This window comes from Pseudoalteromonas sp. S16_S37 (assembly GCF_014694405.1).
GTDB lineage: Bacteria > Pseudomonadota > Gammaproteobacteria > Enterobacterales > Alteromonadaceae > Pseudoalteromonas.
Map to the genome: position 1 here is coordinate 1 of NZ_JAAUWV010000020.1, position 19,422 is coordinate 19,422.

Annotated in this window: 20 protein-coding genes and 2 pseudogenes; 15 read left to right on the forward strand and 7 right to left on the reverse strand. The window is 41.5% G+C overall.

Features of this window, described 5'->3' with window-relative positions; all coding sequences use genetic code 11:
• The 7 genes and pseudogenes from HC733_RS23140 to HC733_RS10645 all read left to right on the forward strand — a co-directional run.
• A pseudogene (locus tag HC733_RS23140) lies at nucleotides 1–211 on the forward strand (IS5/IS1182 family transposase); the annotation flags it as partial.
• 12 nt (nucleotides 212–223) lie between these two features.
• Nucleotides 224–817, forward strand: coding sequence for a DUF998 domain-containing protein (locus HC733_RS10620; protein WP_190365022.1), 594 nt, complete (start codon nucleotides 224–226; stop codon nucleotides 815–817).
• Between the two features lie 191 nt (nucleotides 818–1,008).
• Entirely contained in the window at nucleotides 1,009–1,302 is a 294-nt protein-coding gene (locus tag HC733_RS10625; RefSeq protein ID WP_203219207.1) for a hypothetical protein, read from the forward strand.
• A gap of 90 nt (nucleotides 1,303–1,392) precedes the next feature.
• Nucleotides 1,393–1,707: a hypothetical protein gene (locus tag HC733_RS10630; protein WP_190365024.1), complete on the forward strand. Its 315-nt coding sequence runs from the start codon at nucleotides 1,393–1,395 to the stop codon at nucleotides 1,705–1,707.
• A 94-nt stretch (nucleotides 1,708–1,801) separates the two neighbouring features.
• Nucleotides 1,802–2,185 carry a DUF6697 family protein gene (locus tag HC733_RS10635; protein ID WP_190365025.1) on the forward strand — a complete coding sequence of 128 codons (384 nt, stop codon included), beginning with the start codon at nucleotides 1,802–1,804 and terminating at the stop codon, nucleotides 2,183–2,185.
• A 28-nt stretch (nucleotides 2,186–2,213) separates the two neighbouring features.
• A complete protein-coding gene (locus HC733_RS10640) occupies nucleotides 2,214–2,642 on the forward strand; it encodes a nucleotide triphosphate diphosphatase NUDT15 (protein WP_190365026.1) in 429 nt (142 codons plus the stop codon).
• Between the two features lie 117 nt (nucleotides 2,643–2,759).
• A pseudogene (locus HC733_RS10645) lies at nucleotides 2,760–3,093 on the forward strand (VOC family protein).
• 27 nt (nucleotides 3,094–3,120) lie between these two features.
• Here HC733_RS10645 and map read toward each other — a convergent pair.
• The 4 genes from map to HC733_RS10665 form a co-directional block, all read right to left on the reverse strand.
• On the reverse strand, nucleotides 3,121–3,903 hold the full coding sequence (gene map / locus HC733_RS10650; RefSeq protein WP_190365027.1) for a type I methionyl aminopeptidase: 783 nt from the start codon (nucleotides 3,901–3,903) through the stop codon (nucleotides 3,121–3,123).
• A complete protein-coding gene (locus HC733_RS10655) occupies nucleotides 3,896–4,108 on the reverse strand; it encodes a ParD-like family protein (protein WP_190365028.1) in 213 nt (70 codons plus the stop codon). The genes map and HC733_RS10655 overlap by 8 nt, the downstream gene beginning before the upstream one ends.
• A 70-nt stretch (nucleotides 4,109–4,178) precedes the next feature.
• Nucleotides 4,179–5,411, reverse strand: coding sequence for a M24 family metallopeptidase (locus HC733_RS10660; RefSeq protein ID WP_190365029.1), 1,233 nt, complete (start codon nucleotides 5,409–5,411; stop codon nucleotides 4,179–4,181).
• Nucleotides 5,412–5,419: 8 nt separating this feature from the next.
• The gene (locus HC733_RS10665) at nucleotides 5,420–6,664 is read right to left on the reverse strand and encodes an NAD(P)/FAD-dependent oxidoreductase (RefSeq protein WP_190365030.1); all 1,245 of its coding nucleotides are present in this window, start codon (nucleotides 6,662–6,664) and stop codon (nucleotides 5,420–5,422) included.
• 251 nt (nucleotides 6,665–6,915) lie between these two features.
• Between HC733_RS10665 and HC733_RS10670 the strand changes: the two genes are divergently transcribed.
• Genes HC733_RS10670 through HC733_RS10680 form a run of 3 tightly spaced genes read left to right on the forward strand, consistent with a single transcriptional unit; the run spans nucleotide 6,916 to nucleotide 10,359 of the window.
• Entirely contained in the window at nucleotides 6,916–7,827 is a 912-nt protein-coding gene (locus tag HC733_RS10670; protein WP_190365031.1) for a dihydrodipicolinate synthase family protein, read from the forward strand.
• 4 nt (nucleotides 7,828–7,831) lie between these two features.
• Nucleotides 7,832–8,833 carry a 4-hydroxyproline epimerase gene (locus tag HC733_RS10675; RefSeq protein ID WP_190365032.1) on the forward strand — a complete coding sequence of 334 codons (1,002 nt, stop codon included), beginning with the start codon at nucleotides 7,832–7,834 and terminating at the stop codon, nucleotides 8,831–8,833.
• A 23-nt stretch (nucleotides 8,834–8,856) separates the two neighbouring features.
• Nucleotides 8,857–10,359: an aldehyde dehydrogenase (NADP(+)) gene (locus HC733_RS10680; RefSeq protein WP_190365033.1), complete on the forward strand. Its 1,503-nt coding sequence runs from the start codon at nucleotides 8,857–8,859 to the stop codon at nucleotides 10,357–10,359.
• Nucleotides 10,360–10,611: 252 nt separating this feature from the next.
• Here HC733_RS10680 and rsmF read toward each other — a convergent pair whose 3' ends face one another.
• Together rsmF and HC733_RS10690 are read right to left on the reverse strand one after the other, a co-directional pair.
• Nucleotides 10,612–12,051 carry a 16S rRNA (cytosine(1407)-C(5))-methyltransferase RsmF gene (gene rsmF / locus HC733_RS10685; RefSeq protein WP_190365034.1) on the reverse strand — a complete coding sequence of 480 codons (1,440 nt, stop codon included), beginning with the start codon at nucleotides 12,049–12,051 and terminating at the stop codon, nucleotides 10,612–10,614.
• Nucleotides 12,052–12,164: 113 nt separating this feature from the next.
• The gene (locus HC733_RS10690) at nucleotides 12,165–12,590 is read right to left on the reverse strand and encodes an MAPEG family protein (protein ID WP_190365035.1); all 426 of its coding nucleotides are present in this window, start codon (nucleotides 12,588–12,590) and stop codon (nucleotides 12,165–12,167) included.
• A 98-nt stretch (nucleotides 12,591–12,688) separates the two neighbouring features.
• Here HC733_RS10690 and HC733_RS10695 point away from each other — a divergent pair, with 98 nt between their 5' ends.
• The 3 genes from HC733_RS10695 (at nucleotide 12,689) to ccoG (ending at nucleotide 16,686) form a co-directional block, all read left to right on the forward strand.
• On the forward strand, nucleotides 12,689–13,651 hold the full coding sequence (locus HC733_RS10695) for a GlxA family transcriptional regulator (RefSeq protein ID WP_190365036.1): 963 nt from the start codon (nucleotides 12,689–12,691) through the stop codon (nucleotides 13,649–13,651).
• A gap of 69 nt (nucleotides 13,652–13,720) precedes the next feature.
• Nucleotides 13,721–15,151, forward strand: coding sequence for a sigma-54 interaction domain-containing protein (locus HC733_RS10700; protein ID WP_190365101.1), 1,431 nt, complete (start codon nucleotides 13,721–13,723; stop codon nucleotides 15,149–15,151).
• Nucleotides 15,152–15,303: 152 nt separating this feature from the next.
• On the forward strand, nucleotides 15,304–16,686 hold the full coding sequence (gene ccoG, locus HC733_RS10705; RefSeq protein WP_190365037.1) for a cytochrome c oxidase accessory protein CcoG: 1,383 nt from the start codon (nucleotides 15,304–15,306) through the stop codon (nucleotides 16,684–16,686).
• Nucleotide 16,687: 1 nt separating this feature from the next.
• Here ccoG and HC733_RS10710 read toward each other — a convergent pair whose 3' ends face one another.
• The gene (locus tag HC733_RS10710) at nucleotides 16,688–17,542 is read right to left on the reverse strand and encodes a hypothetical protein (RefSeq protein WP_190365038.1); all 855 of its coding nucleotides are present in this window, start codon (nucleotides 17,540–17,542) and stop codon (nucleotides 16,688–16,690) included.
• A 287-nt stretch (nucleotides 17,543–17,829) separates the two neighbouring features.
• Between HC733_RS10710 and HC733_RS10715 the strand changes: the two genes are divergently transcribed.
• Both HC733_RS10715 and HC733_RS10720 read left to right on the forward strand, forming a co-directional pair.
• Nucleotides 17,830–18,423, forward strand: coding sequence for a hypothetical protein (locus HC733_RS10715; RefSeq protein WP_190365039.1), 594 nt, complete (start codon nucleotides 17,830–17,832; stop codon nucleotides 18,421–18,423).
• 25 nt (nucleotides 18,424–18,448) lie between these two features.
• Complete coding sequence (locus HC733_RS10720) at nucleotides 18,449–19,405, forward strand: acetoacetate decarboxylase (protein WP_190365040.1); 957 nt, start codon at nucleotides 18,449–18,451, stop codon at nucleotides 19,403–19,405.
• Nucleotides 19,406–19,422: the final 17 nt, after the last annotated feature.

A 19,422-nucleotide genomic window follows, 5' to 3' on the forward strand; every position in this document is an offset into this window, starting at 1 on the left:
CATCATCGGGCACATGAAAAGTGATGGCCATTTGGGATTAAACCGCTTGAAAGGCATATTGGGCGACAAACTCAATGCCATTCTAGCGGGTGTGGGCCAAAACTTTAGAAAAATCCTAAGCCTATTAAGGCTTTTTTACGTCTGGATTTTAAGCTGGCTCTGTGCGCCATTGGCACGTGAAAATCAAACAACAAAAACGTTAGATGGTTAACCGACTCTAAAGATGGCAATCCAAATTGAACAACCTCAGTTTTTTGAAAAACCGAGATTTTCAGAATCGACTAATTACGATCACGTAAACCAATTTTGTAGTGAACTAGGTGCTGCAGGCAGTCCAACCGAAAAAATATCCCCAGCCATAAATAACTATCCGTTAGGGTTTATATTTTGTTTGTTCGGGTGGGCCGTAACGCAACTTAATGAAGCAAATTTATCCATAACTATTTGTGGGTATTTAATCATCGCACATGGCGTCGGCACTTGGCTTGCGGGTTATTTTCCTATGGATAAAGACCCATACATAGAATCGCCTACGTTAAAATGTAAAATTCACTCTTGTGCGGGTTGTATTATGCTTCTATCGCTGCTAATTGCGCCGATCATAATTGCATTTAGTCCAAGTTCATCTTATGTGCCTTTTTGGTTTAGGCTTGTATCAGTTATAAGCGTTGCATTAACTATTTATTACTTAACTAAAATGGCAAAAGCTTATAAGTTGCAAAAGCGAGCAGGTTATTATCAACGTATATCGTATTGGCTGCAGCTGCTCTGGTTAAGTATTTTTTCGTTAATTTTAACGCACTATTCGAACATTTAATTATCTCATTATACGTTGATGTAAAGGAAAGTTCAGAGCAGATCGTTATGCTTAAGAAAAGGATTGGAATTTAGATGCTATTCTCTACTACAGAATCATTTCATACAGCCCTAGAGCACGCAGCCACAAAAAAAGTGTCGCTTGTTTACCACTTAAAAATAACCGAACCCTGTGGCGCTGATAGGTGGTTGATGAACAGAAACGAAAAGCAAAGTGGCAAAAGATTATATCGAGTTAAGGTTGATCCAGTTGCTCGCGAAGGCATGTTACTGGATGAAATCGTGATAGATGAGTTTGTATCGCCTCAAGAGGCCTTAAGCTTTTTCGCAACCTTTGAACCCGTTCTTAAGAAAAATTGCTCTGATTTAGTTGTGCAGAACAACCTTTTGGCAATGATTGAAAGTGAACAGTTCCATAAAGGGGAAGTTCATCGCGATGCAGCGTTAGAGCGAGTTGCTATTTTTATGGCTAAAAAACGCGACTAGACAGAAAATGCCAACCTGCTTGTAAATGGTATATAGAACGCAGTTTATGATAAGTGGCTCTTACTGGTTTTTTTATTAAGGAATATAAATATGTCGTGGCAATGCCAAAACTGTAATACAACAATCGATGATGATGAATTTGAGGTATGTTGGTGTTGTAATCTTGAAAAAGGCAAAATGGCCGAAGATAGCGTGCCTTGTAATTCACCCTTAGAGTGTACTCGCTGTCAGACAACTTTAGATTTTATCGGTACAAAAAACTTTCATGAAGGGACTCGATGGGGAGTACTAGGAGAACTAGGCGAACTGTTTGTCAATAAAGAAAACTTAGACATGTATGCGTGTAAATCTTGTGGCAAAGTAGAGTTTTTTATAGCGGGGTTCAATACTAAAGATGCGCCGTGATGCTCACAGTGCTTTTTTAATCGTTTATCTGTAAGCACTAGGAGCTTGATATACAGCTATTTTCAGTGCCATATTACCCAGTACAGGAGTTGTTATGTTCGATAAAGCAAAAACTTATACTCGCAAAGAGATTCAAGCCTTAGTAGGTGGTGAAATTCAAACGTATTTACCGCAAAGAAATAAACAAATACTGGCCGGGTGTTTTAACTTGGAGCTGAACCCTGATTGTCCTGTACAAATCCAAGCTGGAAAGTCGGGCAAGGTGAAGAAAAAGGCCGAGCTGGTTATGTCGCAGATGGAAAACGAGTTTCCTGTATTTGCGAAAGAAGGTAAAAAATCAAAATATTACAGTTATCTTGGTAAGTATAGATGTGTTGGTGGAACTTGCGATCCTAAAGAGCTTGCACAAGCTGAACAGAAATCAGGGAGGCACGGGGCGTTGTCATATGTGTTTAACTTGGTGCCTGCAGATAAGTAAACATTTAAACTAACCGGAGGTATATAGATTGCAAAAACAAGTTCGAGTTGGTGTTGCGGTTATTATTTTACGTGAAGGTCGGGTGTTACTAGGAGAGCGTATTGGCTCACACGGTGCTCATACTTGGGCAACGCCGGGAGGTCACCTTGAATTAGGTGAAAGTATTGAACAATGCGCAAAGCGAGAGACATTTGAAGAGACAGGCCTCATTGCAGACTCTATTGAAAAGTTGAGTTTTACCAATGACATCTTTGAAAAAGAAAACAAACATTATGTGACGTTATTTATGCTTGCGTCATGTCCAAGTGGTGAGCCTATTGTTACTGAACCCAACAAGTGTAGGCAATGGAAGTGGTTTGAGTTAGATAATCTCCCTGAACCATTATTTTTACCACTCACTAATCTGTTTAAAGAACCCATCAATATCAATGAGTGTGCTCAACTCGCTTTGCGATAAAATTCAAATATAGTTTGCACTAAGTAAAGTCGGCACAGCGCTAGGGTTTACCCAAGGAGTTAGGATCTTTTAATATAGCCTTGATAAAGGTGCTGTGTATATTAACAAGGAAAAGGTATGTTAAATGGCATAAACCACATCACCATAGCTGTAGCTGATTTAGATATATCCTTTGCGTTTTACGTTGATATCCTTGGCATGACGGCACATGCTAAATGGCATACTGGTGCATACCTTTCTCTTAATAATATTTGGTTTTGTTTATCCCTTGATGACCTAAACCCAGCTAAAGACTATTGCCATTTAGCATTCGATATCAATGAGCAAGAGTTTAAAGCAGCTATACTTTCTGGACCCTAACGGGCATAAATTTGAATTGCATGTTGGTAGTTTAGCGAGTCGATTAGATTATCTAAAAACAAAGCCTTATGATGGTTTACAACTGTTTTAAGCGCCACATTAACAGGCGCTTAAAAAATCAGGCCAGTAAATGCGCCTCTTCTGGTCGTAACGTTAGCACTTCAAATCCAGTGTCGGTTACTAAAATAGTATGTTCTGATTGCGCTGAGAGTTTTCTGTCTTTTGTGACGACAGTCCAGCCATCCTTTTTGGTTTTGATCCGTGCGCTACCTTGATTGATCATAGGTTCAATAGTGAACGTCATGCCACTTTGTAGTCTTAAGCCTGTATTTGGTTTGCCGTAGTGCAGTACGTTGGGGGCTTCATGCATTTGCTCACCGATACCATGTCCACAATATTCGCGTACCACGCTGTAACCATTTTGGTGGGCAAGTTTGGAAATGATATGACCGATATCACCGAGTCGAATCCCTGGCTTAACCAATTTGATGGCTTGCCACATGGCTTGCTCGGTTAAAGTGACGAGTTTTTTTGCCTCATCAGATGCATTTGGCATCACGTACATTTTGCTAGAGTCAGCGATAAAGCCATTTTTTTCTAATGTAATATCAAAATTGACGATATCTGTATCTGTTAATATTTCAGATTCATTGGGAATACCATGGCAAACAATATGATTCACAGAGCTATTAAGTACAAATTCATAGCCATATTGTCCTTTTGATGCAGGCCTTGCGTTGAGCTCTTCGACAATAAATCGTTCAACGAGGTTATTTACCGCCATTGTTGAAATACCTAGTTTAACAACCTCATCTAACATGACAAAGACTTGTGAGAGTAACTTACCAGACTCACGCATTAAATCTGCTTGTGCAGAAGACTTTAAGACAACATCATTCATTTTTTTCGCTCGTAGTGAATGTTTGGCCAGTGTGTTGTGCAAGTTCCGCTTGGATCAATTGCGTAAAGGTTTTATCTGGATTGAGCTCGGCTAAGCGGCCCATTTTTATCCAAAATTCAGCCTGAGAGTTAATGGATCGAGACATAACCTGACAGGTCGCGCGCAGTTCTTCATGTAGTTCGTCTGAGATTTTAACGATACCCAAAATATACATCCTATATATGTTTTATATATACATTGTATATTTTGGGAGTTCGAAAAGTAAAGCGTTCTAATTAATCTTTATTCAAACCAAAAGGGTCATCAATACTATGGCTTGGCTGTGTAAACCACTTTGGACCTGCTTCGGTCATGTAAAAATGATCCTCCAGACGAATACCAAATTCATCCGGCAGCACTAACATAGGCTCATTACTAAAACACATACCAGGAGCGAGTAATTGGGGGTTATCCTTAACTAAATAAGGCCATTCGTGAATGTCTAAGCCAATGCCGTGGCCTGTTCTGTGAGGGCACCCAGGTAAGTCATAATCCGGGCCAAGACCTTGATTTGCAAGGTAACTACGTGCAGCATAGTCAACATCTGCGCAAGTTGCACCAATTTTAGCAGCGTCAAACGCAGCAATTTGTGCGTTTTTTTCATGTTGCCACATGGTGCGCTGACGTTCGTTTGCCTTGCCAAATACATAGGTACGGGTAATATCTGAAAGGTAGCCTTCGAGCTTGCAACCGGTATCTACCAGCACAACATCGCCTTTTTTAAGCACTTGTGGTTCTTTAACCCCATGCGGGAAAGAGCTGGCCTTACCAAATAACACTATGCAAAAGTAATTGCCTGTTGCACCTACTTTTTTATGCGCTTGGTTAATGAATGCTTCCACTTGTGTTGTTGTAATACCTTCATGTAGCATGCTTGCCGTCGCTTTATGAACAGCAAGCGTCATGTCCATTGCCCGTTGTATAAGCGCTAATTCGTTTTCAGACTTATGCATTCGACAGTGTGCTGTGACTTCCTTAGCGTTAATCAAGTTCAAGCTTGGTGCGGCTTTGGCAATGCCATCGGCAACAAAAAATGCAGTGCTTTCGTCTATGCCTATGGTTGCTTGTTCGCTTATCCCCATGTTTTGCAAAACTTTAGCAAATAGCGCATATGGGCTTTCGTGTTCTTGCCAGTCGTTAATCGGCCCTTCAATCACTTGATAATCAAGTAGCGAGCCAATTTCAAAAGTCGGGGCGATAAACTCAACAGCCCCTGAAGCGGGTAAAATAGCGCCCACTAAGCGCTCGCTGGCATACCATTGCATACCGGTAAAATATTTAAGGTTGGTACCTGCATTTAGGTAGATTGCATCTATGTCATGCTCTTGCATATAACGCTGCGCTTTTGCAATACGTGCTTGGTATTCTTGATACGCAATAGGCTCAATGCCTTGTGTCATGTTTTCAAGTGCATCAAGTGCATCAAGGGCTTGTTGTTGTGATTGTGTGCCTATGCCATATGTTGTCATGTTTGCTCCTAAAATCGGTTTATTCTATAAGGGGTTAAGTCAAGTGAGGGTTGCTCACCGTGACACAATTGGGCAATCAATTTTGCGGTAATAGCTGCTTGCGTTAGGCCTAAATGCTGGTGGCCAAATGCAAATAATATATTTTCATTATCAGGTGCGCTGCTGATCACTGGTAATGAATCTGGCAGAGAAGGGCGGCATCCCATCCAAGTCTGCGTTATTTGGCAGTGTTCAATATCAGTTAAAATGTTTTGAGCATGTCCTAGTAGCATGGTCGCACGATGAGTGCGCTCTGGCGCATCTAAGCCAGCAAATTCAACGGTACCTGCCAAACGAAGACCTTGCTGCATTGGAGTGATAATAAACTGCCGCTCAGCAGATGCAACTGGACGAGATAGAATGCCATGCTTTTCAACCATAGCATGGTAGCCGCGTTCGGTATCGAGTGGCACTTTAAAACCGAGTTGTTTAGCAAGCGGTTTACTCCAAGCACCAGTACACACAACTATTTTGTCAAAGTGATAGGTATTATTAGCACTTGTTGTGATAGTGCTTTGAGCTGATTGTGCGACGATATTGGTCACTTTTTGTTGTATATACTCACCACCTAGCTCGTTATAAAGATTAAAAATGTGCATACACAATTGATGGGGGTCAACACTGTGGCCTACGTCTGGGAAAAACAGCGCATCTGTTACTTGCTCAGATATATTTGGTTCAAGTTCATGTAGCGCTTTTTTATCAAGCCAAACGACAGATACATCCTGCGCCTTAAAATCTCGATACATCTTTTCTATATCTTTATGACTGGTCTTCTCGAAGGTGAGTAACGAGCCATTTTTAGTCAATAGCTCTTGATAATTACTGTCTGCTAAGAGTTCGTCATATGCAGGTAAAGCGTGTTCATTTAGCGCCTTAAGAGCTTGCGTATGGGCTTTGAAGGGTTTTTCTCGCATGTTTAGTAAGAAGCGGCAAAACCATGGCAGCATCTTTAGTGCATAGCTTGCTTTTATCGATAGCGCGCCGCGGGGGTTAAATATCATGCTCGGTAATTTTGGCAGTAGTTTTTTGTTAGCCAGAGGAAATACTTGTTCTGTGGCAAAGTGGCCAGCATTTCCTTTTGAGCAGCGCTGTGCAATGCCTTCACTGTCAAATAGAGAAACGCGATAGCCTTTATCACGCAATTGCTTGGCAACACAGAGGCCTATGATGCCAGCACCTATAACGGCAATTTTTTGTTCTTTTTTGGTCATGCATTTTTCCTGCGTTGTAATTTTTTTGGCTGAGAAATACATAAATTAGCCAAATTGCATGTTTTACTATTAACCCAAAAGGCAATTTTTTTAACCATTTTTGAAAATCACTATGCTAATAAAATCAGTAAATTAAAAGCTTTTTATATATCCCAATAGAGTTAAGAAAAATAAATTCGCCAACAGGATATTGATTATTGTATACAATATACCTAAGATGGTAAATACAAAAACCAATGAGGAAAAATAAAATGATTAATTGGCAAGGGGTCTACCCAGCAGTAACAACCCAATTTAACGATGATGGCAGCATTAATTTCGAGACCACAAAAAGCATGGTTGATGCACTTATCAACGAAGGTGTACACGGCATCATTGTGTTAGGCACGGTAGGCGAGAATTGCTCGTTAAGATACGAAGAAAAACGCGAGGTGCTTAAAGCGGTTAAAGAAGTTGTAGCTGGTCGCGTGCCATTATTAACCGGCGTAGCTGAGACGACTACACAGTTTGCAGTAGAGTTTTGCCAAGACGCAGAAAAAATTGGTATCGACGGATTAATGGTGCTACCAGGTATGGTTTACCGCTCAACTGAGCGTGAAGCTATTTACCATTATCAACAAGTCGCGCGCAGCATGTCGCTGCCCGTGATGATTTATAACAACCCAATTACGTATGGCGTTGATGTATCTATCGAAGGTATGAAGGTACTGGCGAATGAGGAAAACATTGTGGCAATCAAAGAAGCCACAACTGATACACGTCGCATTACAGAGCTGCAAAGTGCGTTTGGGGAGCGTTTCATCATTTTTGGCGGTGTTGATGATATTGCGCTAGAAAGTTTAATGCTTGGTGCAACAGGGTGGATCTCTGGGCTAACCAATGTATTCCCCAAAGAGTCAGTAGCAATCTATGAGTTGGCGCGCCAAGGTCGTTATGAAGAGGCCAAAGAGATTTGGCGTTGGTTCTTGCCATTGTTACGCCTAGACACTATCCCTACACTTGTACAGTGTATTAAGTATGCTGAGCAGTTAGCTGGTAGAGGCTCTGAAGTGACACGTGCGCCGCGTTTAAGCTTGCCAGAAGAGCAAAAAGTGATGATTAATCGCTTGTATGATGAGGCGATGAGCAACCGTATCGATTTAAGCAAATTTAATTTGGATTAAGCTTATGCGCAAAGGGACATTTTCATGTATTGATGGCCACACTTGTGGCAACCCTGTGCGCTTAATCACCAGTGGTCACCCCAATTTACGGGGTGATACCATGAGTGAAAAGCGACAGCATTTTATGGCTGAATATGACTGGATCCGCCAAGCGTTAATGTTTGAGCCCAGAGGTCATGATATGATGTCAGGGTCGTTCATTTATCCTCCAACCACACCCGATGGTGATGCCAGTATCTTGTTTGTGGAAACCTCTGGATGTTTGCCTATGTGTGGTCATGGCACTATTGGAACGATTACGTTTGCCCTTGAACATGGTTTGATCCAACCCACCGAGCAAGATAGCCTAAAGCTGGATACACCAGCAGGGCGTGTAGATGTCAATTATCGAATGGAAAATGGCAAGGTAGAGTGGGTTAAGTTATTCAATGTACCCGCGTTTTTAGCCTACCAAAATATCGAGATAGAAGTGCCTGAGCTGGGCCTCTTGACGGTAGATATATCCTACGGTGGCAATTTTTATATCATTGTTGAGCCGCAAGCAAACTTCCCTGGTATCGATAAGTGGAAGGCCAGTGAAATCCTTAAACACAGCCCAATAGTCAGGCAAATTGTCAACCAACAACTAACATGCGTTCATCCATTAGACGCTACGGTGAAAGGTGCCTCTCACGTCCTTTGGACAGGACAGCCAAAACAGCACAACTCCAGCGCGGCTAATGCGGTATTTTATGGTGATAAAGCAATTGACCGCTCTCCCTGTGGTACTGGCACAAGTGCCCGTATGGCACAGCTGTTTGCTAAAGGTCAATTGCAAGTTGGGCAAGATTTTGTACATGAAAGCTACATAGGTAGTCAATTTATTGGGTGCATTGAAGGCGTAACGGAAGTGGCTGGAAAGAGCGCTATATTACCCAGTATACGAGGTTGGTCTAAGGTCACTGGCACCAGCAATATAACGGTAGATGATGACGACCCATACGCGTTTGGCTTTCAAGTAATTTAATAAATAAACAACAGGAGTGAATTATGCAGATCAGCGGAGCAAGTTACATCGCAGGGCAGTGGTGTATTGCCGAGGGTGCAGATAAGTTTTTTGGCTTTTCACCTAAACTTAATCAACCCCTTACAACCCCTATTTTTGAAGCAACCGAACAGATGTTGGAGCAAGCGCTGAGCGCGGCTGAGCAAGCATTTGTCGCGTATCGCCAAACAAGTCCTGCTGAACGTGCCACATTTTTATATACAATTGCAGATGAAATCGAAGCGCTGGGTGAGCAGCTACTTGAAGTAACTCATCAAGAAACCAACTTACCTTTAGCCCGATTACAAGGTGAGCGTGGTCGCACTATGAATCAGCTACGTGCTTTTGCACAAAGTTTAGAGCAGTGCAAAAACGGCTTGCTCGATCTGGATATTAAGGATCAAGCTGATCCCAGTCGTGCACCTTTGCCAAAACCCTATACGCATTTAAGTTACCTACCAATAGGTGTGGTGGCGGTGTTTGGCGCATCCAATTTTCCTTATGCATTTTCAACTTTAGGCGGTGACACAGCTGCGGCCTTAGCTGCGGGCTGTCCTGTGGTAATGAAAAGTCATACCGCACATCCTGTGACTAGCGAGTTTATGACCCATGCGATAGATAAGGCGATTGCGAAGACAGGTATGCCCAAGGGGGTGTTCTCAATGATCCAAGCAAAGAGTTATGGGATCTCACATCAACTTGTTGCAGCTGATCCGATAAAAGCGGTGGGTTTTACCGGCAGTTTTGGTGTCGCTCAAAAACTGATGGAAACCATAGCAAACAGAAAAGAATCTATCCCATTTTATGGTGAATTAGGTAGCACTAACCCTCAGTTTGTTTTTACACAAAAAGCGGCTGAACAAGGCAAAGAGTTGGCTCAGGCTTTATGCCAATCTGTGCTGATGGGTAATGGACAATTTTGTACAAGCCCCGGTTTATGGCTCGTGCCAAGTGACGCGGATGAGCTGGTAGAAGAAGCAATTAAGCAACTGTCTCAAAGTACGTCTGATACTTTACTATCGCCCAATATTGTCAGTAGCTTTAAGCAAAGCATTGAGCTACTAAAAAATGCGCAAGGTGTAAGCTTGCTCGCACAGGGCGTACTTGAGCAAGAATTTCATGCTAATGCACATCTGTTCTGTACGGATGCTAAAACCTACATCGAAAATAGCGAGTTACATGAAGAGGTGTTTGGCCCTTCAGTGATGATGGTGAAATACGATGATGCCCAGCAATTGAAGCAATTGGTTGATTCGTTGCAAGGACAACTTACCGCGTCAATACATGGTTCACATAGCGACTTCGCAAGCAATGCACAAATCATTGAAGCTCTGCAGTACAAAGTAGGCCGCTTAATTGAAAATCAGATGCCAACCGGTGTTGAGGTATGCGCGTCTATGAATCATGGTGGGCCATTCCCATCAAGTACAGATGTAAGAAGTACGTCAGTGGGTTTAAATGCGATGCTGCGATTCTTAAGACCGATTTGCCGTCAACGGGCAGCGTAATTATTGATAAATGTTAAGCTAAAAAAGACCCAGAGCAAAGGGATGCTCTGGGTTTAGGGGATGGCTCTGAGGAGCCAATGCGTCACTTAAGAACACCTTCTATACATTAGGGAGAAGTAGAAAGTAATTTAAGTGTAGTTAACTATTCACAAAACTTACAAACATATGCAATATATTTAAAGTTTATAAAAAACATTAAGTTACATCTTATATGCTTATTTAATCTAAAAATAGGTGAAAGATATCTCCAAGTTATACCCAAGTTATTAACTGGGTGTCGCTAACTAAATCTCGGGGCAAACTATTCTTTATTTTGTTTTTTTGCCACTTACCTAACCCCACCGGTGCGCCACACAATGTTAGAATTACTTCTCCCACATTTGTTGTGGGCTTTGCAAGACGAATGTCTTTACCTTGAAAGTAATCTTGTGCTTGCTGCGGGGTCATTGCATAACTGTTTTCGCTTGCGAGCTTACCCAAAGCCGTTGCAAATTCGTGCTCCAAACGCACACCATTTTTATGAGTAGTGCCGAGCAAAATACCGAGCCGCGAATATTTGATTTTATTTGCTATTTGCTCCATACCTTCAGGAAAAAGCCACAGCTCTTTGTCTCGTGTCATTAACTGACCTTTAATCGCCTTAATACCAAAGTGCTTTTTGATGTATGCGTTAAAGTCATTTTGTAACTTATTTGCAGTGGGGGCGAATGGAAAAGCGCCTTTTTTAATTTGTTGTTCGCTATTGGGCACCGAGCTAAGTTTTTTAAACCGAGCTATGAAAAAACCCTCACTGTCATAAATTTGTGGCCATACATGTAAAAAACCTTGTTCTGTGATGGCTTGACTTGCATTAGGGAAAAGATTAGTCAGAGACTCTACTTCAACATGACCGGCAAATTGCTCTAGTAAATACTGGCAAACTTCTTGGTTTTCAAGGGGGGTGAGCGTACATGTTGAATACACCAGCGTGCCGCTCGGTTTTAAAGCATAGAAAGCACTTTTGATCAGCTGTTTTTGAATTTCGGCTATTTCGATATTGGACTCAATTGACCAATTTTTTAATGCATCTGCATCTTTGCGCACTGTGCCTTCGCCCGAGCATGGGGCATCAAGCAATATGCTGTCAAAACACTCAAACATATAGTTGCCAAATATATTGCCATTGAAGTGTGATAATGCGCAGTTAGCGACACCCATACGTTTGGTATTAGCGGCCAGTACTTTTACACGAGATGATGAGAACTCATTGGCAACTAACACTCCGTTGCCATTCATCATGGCAGCGAGCTGTGTAGTTTTAGAACCTGGCGCTGCAGCCATGTCCAGTACATATTCACAGTCGTCTATGACGTCACTTAGCGCTTGTACAGGCAGCATAGAGCTTGCCTCTTGCACGTAAATACAGCCACTTAAGTGAAGCTCGGTATTACCAATTGGCAGGTTTTGTTCTTCGTCATCTGGACGAGTAAGCCAAAACCCAGTGTTACACCAAGGAACTGGGTCTATTTCCCAATTATGTGCTTTACAGTAGCTTTGAAAGTCAGTGACCGACATTTTTAAAGTGTTAACTCTGACAGAGCGACGCAGTGGGCGTTGGCAAGCCTCAACAAACTCATCTATTGATAAGTGCCTCGGAATATAAGTTTTTACATCATCTATAAATGATTCTGGAATATATGTAGAAGGGGTCAAAACGGGTGCCTAGCTGATGAATAATGAGCAAAGGCAAATTTTATCATTTTTTAACGCTGGTCTAAAAGTCCTTTTAAAAACCAGCTGTTAATCGTGGCTAAATTGAAGGAGGGTTAGGCAAGGCTTATCCCCGTCAAGCTTTGATACAGATAGCCAAACCATGCGATAAAAAAGCAAATAGTAGCCAAAGCAAATGCGATGGTTCTCAAAAGCAAGTTTCGACACACAATGTGCTCAAAGCAATGCCAATAGCGTGCAAAAACAAAAAAAGTACTTGTAACATACCAAAAATGCCCTTCAATACCTTGCTGATTGAGCAAACACAACAGCACGATGAATAAAGCCGATTGCTGAAACTGATTATCGTAGCTATTACCAGCGAGTGTCGCTGTTCTTGGAAAGCGGTCTTTTTGAATAAACTGAATATCTGCGGCTGTGACTTGCTTGGCTTTGATAGCAGAGATGCGCAGCCACATGGTTAACAGCCACAACAAACACATTTGTGCAATTAGAAATAGAATTGGATAGTGTACCCACATAATTTAATACCTCATCTTGGTTAACTGGTACTACTTTACTGCAAAGGTTTAAAGCGCTAATGTGTCATTAATGACACTTTTATGGGTGAAACTGACAAATGTACCAAGTAGCGATTATTTGCCCTGACAATGCCCTCGCAACAGGCATTACAGGCGTGATTGATATTTTAAATGTTGCCAATACTATCAGTAAAAAGAGGTTATTTAGTTGGTACCTAGTGGGCGTACATGACAAGCAAGTTACAACAAGCCAAGGGTTAGTTTTACCCTGTGATAAAAAACTCGCTGATTTAGATAACATTGATGTCATGTTGTGGATTGGCAGTCAGTTTCAAGGTCATCAAAAGCTCTGGCGAGACTGTCAAACATACGCACCGCTAAAACAACACATCAACCATTTAGCGCAACGTAGTGAGCATGTTATCGCCACTTGTACTTCAGTAAGTTATTTGGCAGTCAGTGGTTTTTTAGACGGTTATCAAGTCACCAGCAGCTGGTGGTTAAAGTCTTTTTATCAGCGTTACTTTCCTCAACTAAAAGTCAGCCAAGAGAAAATTTACTTGCAGGATGGTAAGGTGCTCACGTCTGGTGCCGCACAAAGCTATTTCTCGATGATGGTACATTTTATTGGTCGAACTTGTGGAGCAGATCTGGCGGAAGAGTTGTCGTCTTGGTTAGCGATTCCCAAACTCTCACTATCACAAAACTCTTATATGCATATTGGTGCATTTGAACTGCATCAAGACGAGAGGCTTTTGTCATTGCAAAACCATATTAAAGCGAATTTATCAGAGGCGTTAACCTTGGACTCGCTTGCTGAACATCTAAGCGTGAGCGAACGCACATTAATTCGACGTTTTCAAAAACAAATAGGCCTTTCTCCCTCGCAATACGTAAGGTTGGCTCGTTTAGAAAAAGCAAAGCAGCTACTGCGCACAACGCGTATGAATGTCAATGAAGTAGCTTGGCAGGTAGGTTATCAAGATTTAGGCTCTTTTAATCGTGTGTTTAAAGAGCAATATGGTCGAACATTAGCTGAATATCGCCAACAGTTTAGCTAATTAACCTTCAATGATAACAACACTATGTTATAGTGCTCGTGATATTTCACGAGGTAATATATGGCGAATATGGTTAACCACTTTTTGGGTGACGCTGAGCTGTTGCTTAACGCAGTTGGTGAAGGTGTTTATGGCTTTGACTTATCGGGAAATGCAGTATTTATAAACCCTGCGGCTGAGCGCATGACAGGATGGCGAGCGGAGGAGTTATTAGGTAAAAAAATACATCAATATCATCACCATAGTCACGCCGATGGAACATCGTATCCAGCCGATGAATGTCAAATATACTGCACCATGTTTGACGGAAAAAGACGGCATGTAAAAAATGAGGTGTTTTGGCGCAAAGATGGCAGTAGCTTTGCAGTAGAGTACACTTCTACACCCGTTTATAGACAAGGCAAGCTAATTGGCGCAGTTGCTATATTCAGAGATATATCCAAACAGCAGGAAACTGAGCAAGCGCTTAGGGCGGCGTTAGAGCAAGTAAAGTCTCTCAGTGAACAGTTAAAAGACGAAAATGCCTATTTGCTATCAGAGCTTAATGAAGATTGGCAAGACTCAGGTTTGGTGGGCAGTAGTCATATTTTTAAGACCATGTTGTCGCAAATCGAATTGGTAAGCCAAACGAGTAGTACGGTTTTGATCCTTGGAGAAAATGGTACGGGCAAAGAGTTGGTTGCAAGAAACTTGCATCGGCTTAGCGATAGAAACAAGCAACCTTTTGTAAAGGTAAACTGTGCTGCGTTTACCCCAAGCTTACTAGAGTCTGAGTTATTTGGTCATGAAAAAGGCGCTTTTACAGGTGCAAACGAAAGGCGTAAAGGGCGCTTTGAGCTTGCTAATAAAGGCACGCTATTTTTGGATGAAATTGGTGAGCTGCCATTAGAAGCACAAAGTAAGCTACTGCGTGTATTGCAAGAGCATGAGTTTGAACGAGTGGGTGGTAGCCAAACATTGTCGGTCGATATTCGTATCATTGCAGCAACCAATCGAGATCTATGGAGAATGGTTGAGCAGGGCAGCTTTCGGATGGATCTCTATTACCGTCTCAACGTATTTCCCATTACAGCTCCCGCGCTTCGAGAGCGCAAAGAAGATATTCCTGTTCTAAGCGCCAATATCATTAAGCAGCTTAATAAACGCCTTGGAAAGCAACTTGAAGGGGTTTCAAATGCCGCTATAGAGCAGCTTAAGCGCTATGATTGGCCCGGCAATATTAGAGAGTTACAAAATGTATTGGAACGTGAAGCGATACTCAGTACCACACGGGTATTACAGTTAACGCAGCCGTTATCTGAGGCTGATAAACTGGCAAAACCATCATTTGAAGATGATCTTACTCTAGATGCTGCCCAGCGTAAGCATATTCTATCGGTACTAGAAGCGTGTAATTGGCAAATCGCGGGTGCAAAGGGGGCTGCTTTTAAACTTGGCCTGAATGAAAGTACCTTGCGCTCTAAACTGAAAAAGCTAGGGATCAAAAAAGAAGATTCGTGATATATAACACCAAATCGTGATATATCACGATTTGGTGTGGTTACTTTGATTTTAAACTGTTTAAAATCAAATGTTTAATCTATCTTTCAGTTTGGTCTGAAAGTTGCAAAACTACTTGTATCTTATTTAGAGTAATAGCAAGTAGATATATTATGAAGTTTGATTTTAAAGAAGAAGATTTAATTATTAAGCCCTATAAGCAACCAGGGCCAATTTATATCCGAGAGCAGACCGGATATTTTCAGCGCATCAGGCGTTACTTAAGTTGGCTGCTCATGCTGACTTTTATCGGCTTACCTTGGATACCTTATCAGGGGAAGCAGGCAATTCTATTCGATGTGGCTCATCAGCAATTTAGAATCTTTGGTACAACGTTTTTACCGCAAGACTTTATGGTTTTAGCGGGTATTTTTATGGCCGGTGCATTTGCCTTATTTTTTGTAACTAATTGGCTCGGCCGCGTTTGGTGCGGATTTATGTGTCCACAAACCGTTTGGATGCTGATGTTTACATGGGTTGAGCATCGAATTGAGGGCACTCGAAATCAGCGTATAAAACTTGATAAAGCGCCATGGAATTTAGAAAAGGCGCGCAAAAAAATCGTCAAGCACAGCCTTTGGCTCGTTATTTCACTGCTCACTGCCACTTCCTTTATGGCCTACTTTATTCCAGCGCAAACATTGTATAGTGAAATGTTCACCTTGCAGTGGTCGGGTTTAGTGAGTTTTTGGGTGTTTTTATTTGCTTTATGCACTTATGGTAATGCAGGTTTTTTAAGAGAGAAAATGTGTACCGTTGCTTGCCCATATTCTCGTTTTCAATCAGTTATGTTTGACAAAGATACATTATTAGTAAGTTATGATGCGCAGCGAGGTGAAGACCGTGGACGCAGAAAACGCAAAGACGATCCAAAAAAATTAGGACTAGGGGACTGTGTTGACTGTAATTTGTGTGTTGAAGTGTGCCCAGCTGGCATCGACATACGCAATGGCTTGCAATATGAATGTATAAACTGCGGATTGTGTATAGACGCGTGTGACCAAACCATGAACAAGTTTGGCTATCAAACGGGGTTAATAAAGTATCAAAGTGAACGTCAACAAGGCAATGAAAAAACCAATCCGTTTAGGCTTAAGTTAATTGGTTATGCTTCTTTGGCGGTGATGGTCATCGTCGTGATGGCGATATGGCTAATGCAACGCACACCACTTGAAGTGTCAGTTATCAGAGATAGAAATGCGCTGTATCGGGTGAATTACGAAGGTATTGTTGAGAATCCTTATACCTTGAGTGTGATAAACAAAACGCAACAAGACTTGCACTACCGAGTGAGCTTAAAAGGGCTTGATGGCGCAACACTTACGTCACCAAGTGAGATAAAGGTGACCGCAGGTGAAATGTTACTGGTGCCAATTACCGTAAGTATTGATGGCAGTTTACTTAGCAGTAAGACCCAGCGAGTTACATTTGTAGTCAATGCGATGGAAGATGCCAGCATAACACTCGAGAAACCAAGCTACTTTTATAGAAATTAGTTTAACCCTCAGGCGTGTTGATGTTTTGTTGGATTAACTTACTGGTCAATGTTGGCTGCAGCTCTGTAGGTAGCCAATAGAGCATCGCATCACTAAACGCCCGTGAGGACTTGATATTTTTTAGCGCTATATCAAGTTCTCTTATAAGTTCTGGGGTTTGAGCCTGTTTAGTGCAACCAATGTAACCTTGGGCAAAGCTGTCAGTCTCTTCAATGGTAAGTTGTGATAGTTGATAGTCGTTATCTAACAATTGTTGCATATGGTAATGCTCGCTCGGGTAGCCCAAAGTAATATCTACCCGCTTTTTAAGCAGCATTTTTGTGAGACTCATTAATGGGTCTTTTCCTGGACGTGATACTAGCTGTTCTGGGGGAATTGTATCGATAATGCCATCAAGTATGTTGCCAAATGAGCGACTGGCCGAGATCCCTAAGGTGAGTTGGTGACGATGAATAAGCTCGCGAATTGAGACTTGTTGTCCCAAATCTAAATTGAGTCTCTCTAGTGTACTGCGCCTAATCGCAAGCGATGGTGATAGGCCAATGGTTGAACTTTCTTTTGTGTAATCTATATGCACGGCGCGTTGTGGCGTTTTATAGATTGAGATCATGCAGTAAAAATTCTTTGGGCTGGATAGCTCATGGATAGCGCGGCTGGCGGGTAAAGTGACGTATTTAAAATCATAAGATGGCAAAGCTTTATCTAGAAGCTGAATAACGCGCTCATCTCTACCTAAGCCTTTTTTAGCGCCATCTAATATGTAGTAAGGCGCAAAGTCGACGTATATCCAAGAGATGCTCTTTGCTTGCGGGCACAATGGCAGAAACAAGAATATGAAAATGAAAAATCGCAGCATTCGTTTACCTAGCGGTTTACTGAATTTTAAGTGTAGCAAACTGATAAAAAGTGGAGTTTACGAGAATGTAAATAAATTTCTCAATGCTGTTTACATCACATGGTTCGCTGCTAAATTTAAATAGCCAGCCTTTGTTGTAATAATCAGCGCTATAACCCTTACGGTGAAAGGACATGCATAAAGACTAAGGGGTTAGCTAATGATATACACAAAAGTTGCATTAATTTATAATGCAAGGTTGGCGTTACATACCAAAGCAATACCAATTTACAAAAAGGATAAACTCTATGGTAACGCTAATTGTTAGTGATATATACGGGCATACAGCCAATTTAGACACCTTTGCTAATGAGCTAAGCGGCGAGGTCGTTATATGCTCTCCTTACATGAGCAAACAACCAGCTAGACAAAAAGACGAATCTCTCGTTTATGAGCAGTTCGTCAATACGATAGGTCATGATGGCTATATGGCCAAGGTAGAAAAGTCTATCGCTAGCCATAAACCGGACTTAATAATCGGTTTTAGTGCCGGTGCGGTTGCTGCTTGGCGAGCATTAGCACACTTGAAAAGTAACGCCCCTAAAAAGCTCATTGGTTTTTACCCTGGACAGATCCGAAACTATTTACATATCCATCCAAATTGTCCTGTCGACCTATATTTTCCTCATCAAGAATCACATTTTGAACTGACACCCGTCATTCAAACACTTAAGAAAACTTCATGGGTTTCTTGTACACGCACAAGATATAGTCACGGTTTTATGAATGCGTTATCTAATCATTTCAACAAATACGCATACCTTCACTATACTCATTTGTGTGAACAACAAATTGTGGCACTTCAGCAGTCGCTTAAACAGGAGCAGATAGAAGTGAATTAATGATAAATACCTAAGGATATAGATTATGAGTGAAGCGCAATACGGCACCTATCAACACTTTTACGGCAACCCAATCGCAAAGCCTCCTTGTCGAATGATCAACGCCATGATGTATGGCTTCTTTATAAAAGGCACTTATTTGTCTATTCAAAACTATGTTGATCAAACCCTTAATAGTATTACCAATAGTGAATTTAGCTTTAAAGCACTATCGTCGTATTGTTTGCTCACTTTCACTGATATAGAAAATATTGCATCCAAAGTAGAGCCATTTAGAAGTTATGGCTGGATGCAAGAGACAGATGTCATTATTTGGTTGCCTATTGCGCAAGTAGACAGCACTACGAACAAAATGACACATTTATATTGGTATCCAGCTTTTATAACAGTTAACAATATTAATGCCTTAGTGAATGGTCGTGAAACGTGGGGCTATAACAAGTATCAATGCCGATATGAGATGCCTAGCTCTTACAAACAAGCCGATCATTTTTCATTGAGTTTGGAAACATTCAATCCATTTAGCCCTGATACTAAAATGGACTGGCATGAACTGTTAACTATTAGCAGAGAAGCAGATGATGATAGTTGGTTTGAAGAGCTGTTTGAAATCGGACATGAAGTGGCTGAGCTTTTGCACTCAAGCAGCGATGACATTCATATTAGTGCTGATTTATTGAAACAATTTTTGTCGGGCTTTACACACCCTCAAATGGACCAAATTTTGTTCAAGCAATTTCCAGATGGTTTTGCTGAAAATGCCGTATACAAAGCCGTGGTCCATTCGCCTTCCGAAATAAAACAAATCCATAAAATGGGATTTTTAAAAGACGAGTTCAAAGTCACAATAAATCGTTTAGATGCATTTCCATTAAACGATATGTTTGGTATCGACATTGGCGAGCAAACCGCAACGTTACCATATTACGTCTGTATGAACTTTGATCAAGATGGCGCTTACGAAATCGTAAGTGGTGCTTAAGCATTAACAGCAAGGAA

Bases quoted from the DNA above. Each gene is read 5' to 3' on its own strand.
- HC733_RS10630 (WP_190365024.1), top strand. From the start codon at position 1,393: ATGTCGTGGCAATGCCAAAACTGTAATACAACAATCGATGATGATGAA.
- HC733_RS10675 (WP_190365032.1), top strand. From the start codon at position 7,832: ATGCGCAAAGGGACATTTTCATGTATTGATGGCCACACTTGTGGCAAC.
- HC733_RS10670 (WP_190365031.1), top strand. From the start codon at position 6,916: ATGATTAATTGGCAAGGGGTCTACCCAGCAGTAACAACCCAATTTAAC.
- HC733_RS10710 (WP_190365038.1), bottom strand. From the start codon at position 17,542: ATGCTGCGATTTTTCATTTTCATATTCTTGTTTCTGCCATTGTGCCCG.
- HC733_RS10690 (WP_190365035.1), bottom strand. From the start codon at position 12,590: ATGTGGGTACACTATCCAATTCTATTTCTAATTGCACAAATGTGTTTG.
- HC733_RS10665 (WP_190365030.1), bottom strand. From the start codon at position 6,664: ATGACCAAAAAAGAACAAAAAATTGCCGTTATAGGTGCTGGCATCATA.
- HC733_RS10680 (WP_190365033.1), top strand. From the start codon at position 8,857: ATGCAGATCAGCGGAGCAAGTTACATCGCAGGGCAGTGGTGTATTGCC.
- HC733_RS10695 (WP_190365036.1), top strand. From the start codon at position 12,689: ATGTACCAAGTAGCGATTATTTGCCCTGACAATGCCCTCGCAACAGGC.
- ccoG (WP_190365037.1), top strand. From the start codon at position 15,304: ATGAAGTTTGATTTTAAAGAAGAAGATTTAATTATTAAGCCCTATAAG.
- HC733_RS10720 (WP_190365040.1), top strand. From the start codon at position 18,449: ATGAGTGAAGCGCAATACGGCACCTATCAACACTTTTACGGCAACCCA.
- HC733_RS10660 (WP_190365029.1), bottom strand. From the start codon at position 5,411: ATGACAACATATGGCATAGGCACACAATCACAACAACAAGCCCTTGAT.
- map (WP_190365027.1), bottom strand. From the start codon at position 3,903: ATGAATGATGTTGTCTTAAAGTCTTCTGCACAAGCAGATTTAATGCGT.
- HC733_RS10620 (WP_190365022.1), top strand. From the start codon at position 224: ATGGCAATCCAAATTGAACAACCTCAGTTTTTTGAAAAACCGAGATTT.
- HC733_RS10715 (WP_190365039.1), top strand. From the start codon at position 17,830: ATGGTAACGCTAATTGTTAGTGATATATACGGGCATACAGCCAATTTA.
- HC733_RS10625 (WP_203219207.1), top strand. From the start codon at position 1,009: ATGAACAGAAACGAAAAGCAAAGTGGCAAAAGATTATATCGAGTTAAG.
- HC733_RS10635 (WP_190365025.1), top strand. From the start codon at position 1,802: ATGTTCGATAAAGCAAAAACTTATACTCGCAAAGAGATTCAAGCCTTA.
- HC733_RS10700 (WP_190365101.1), top strand. From the start codon at position 13,721: ATGGTTAACCACTTTTTGGGTGACGCTGAGCTGTTGCTTAACGCAGTT.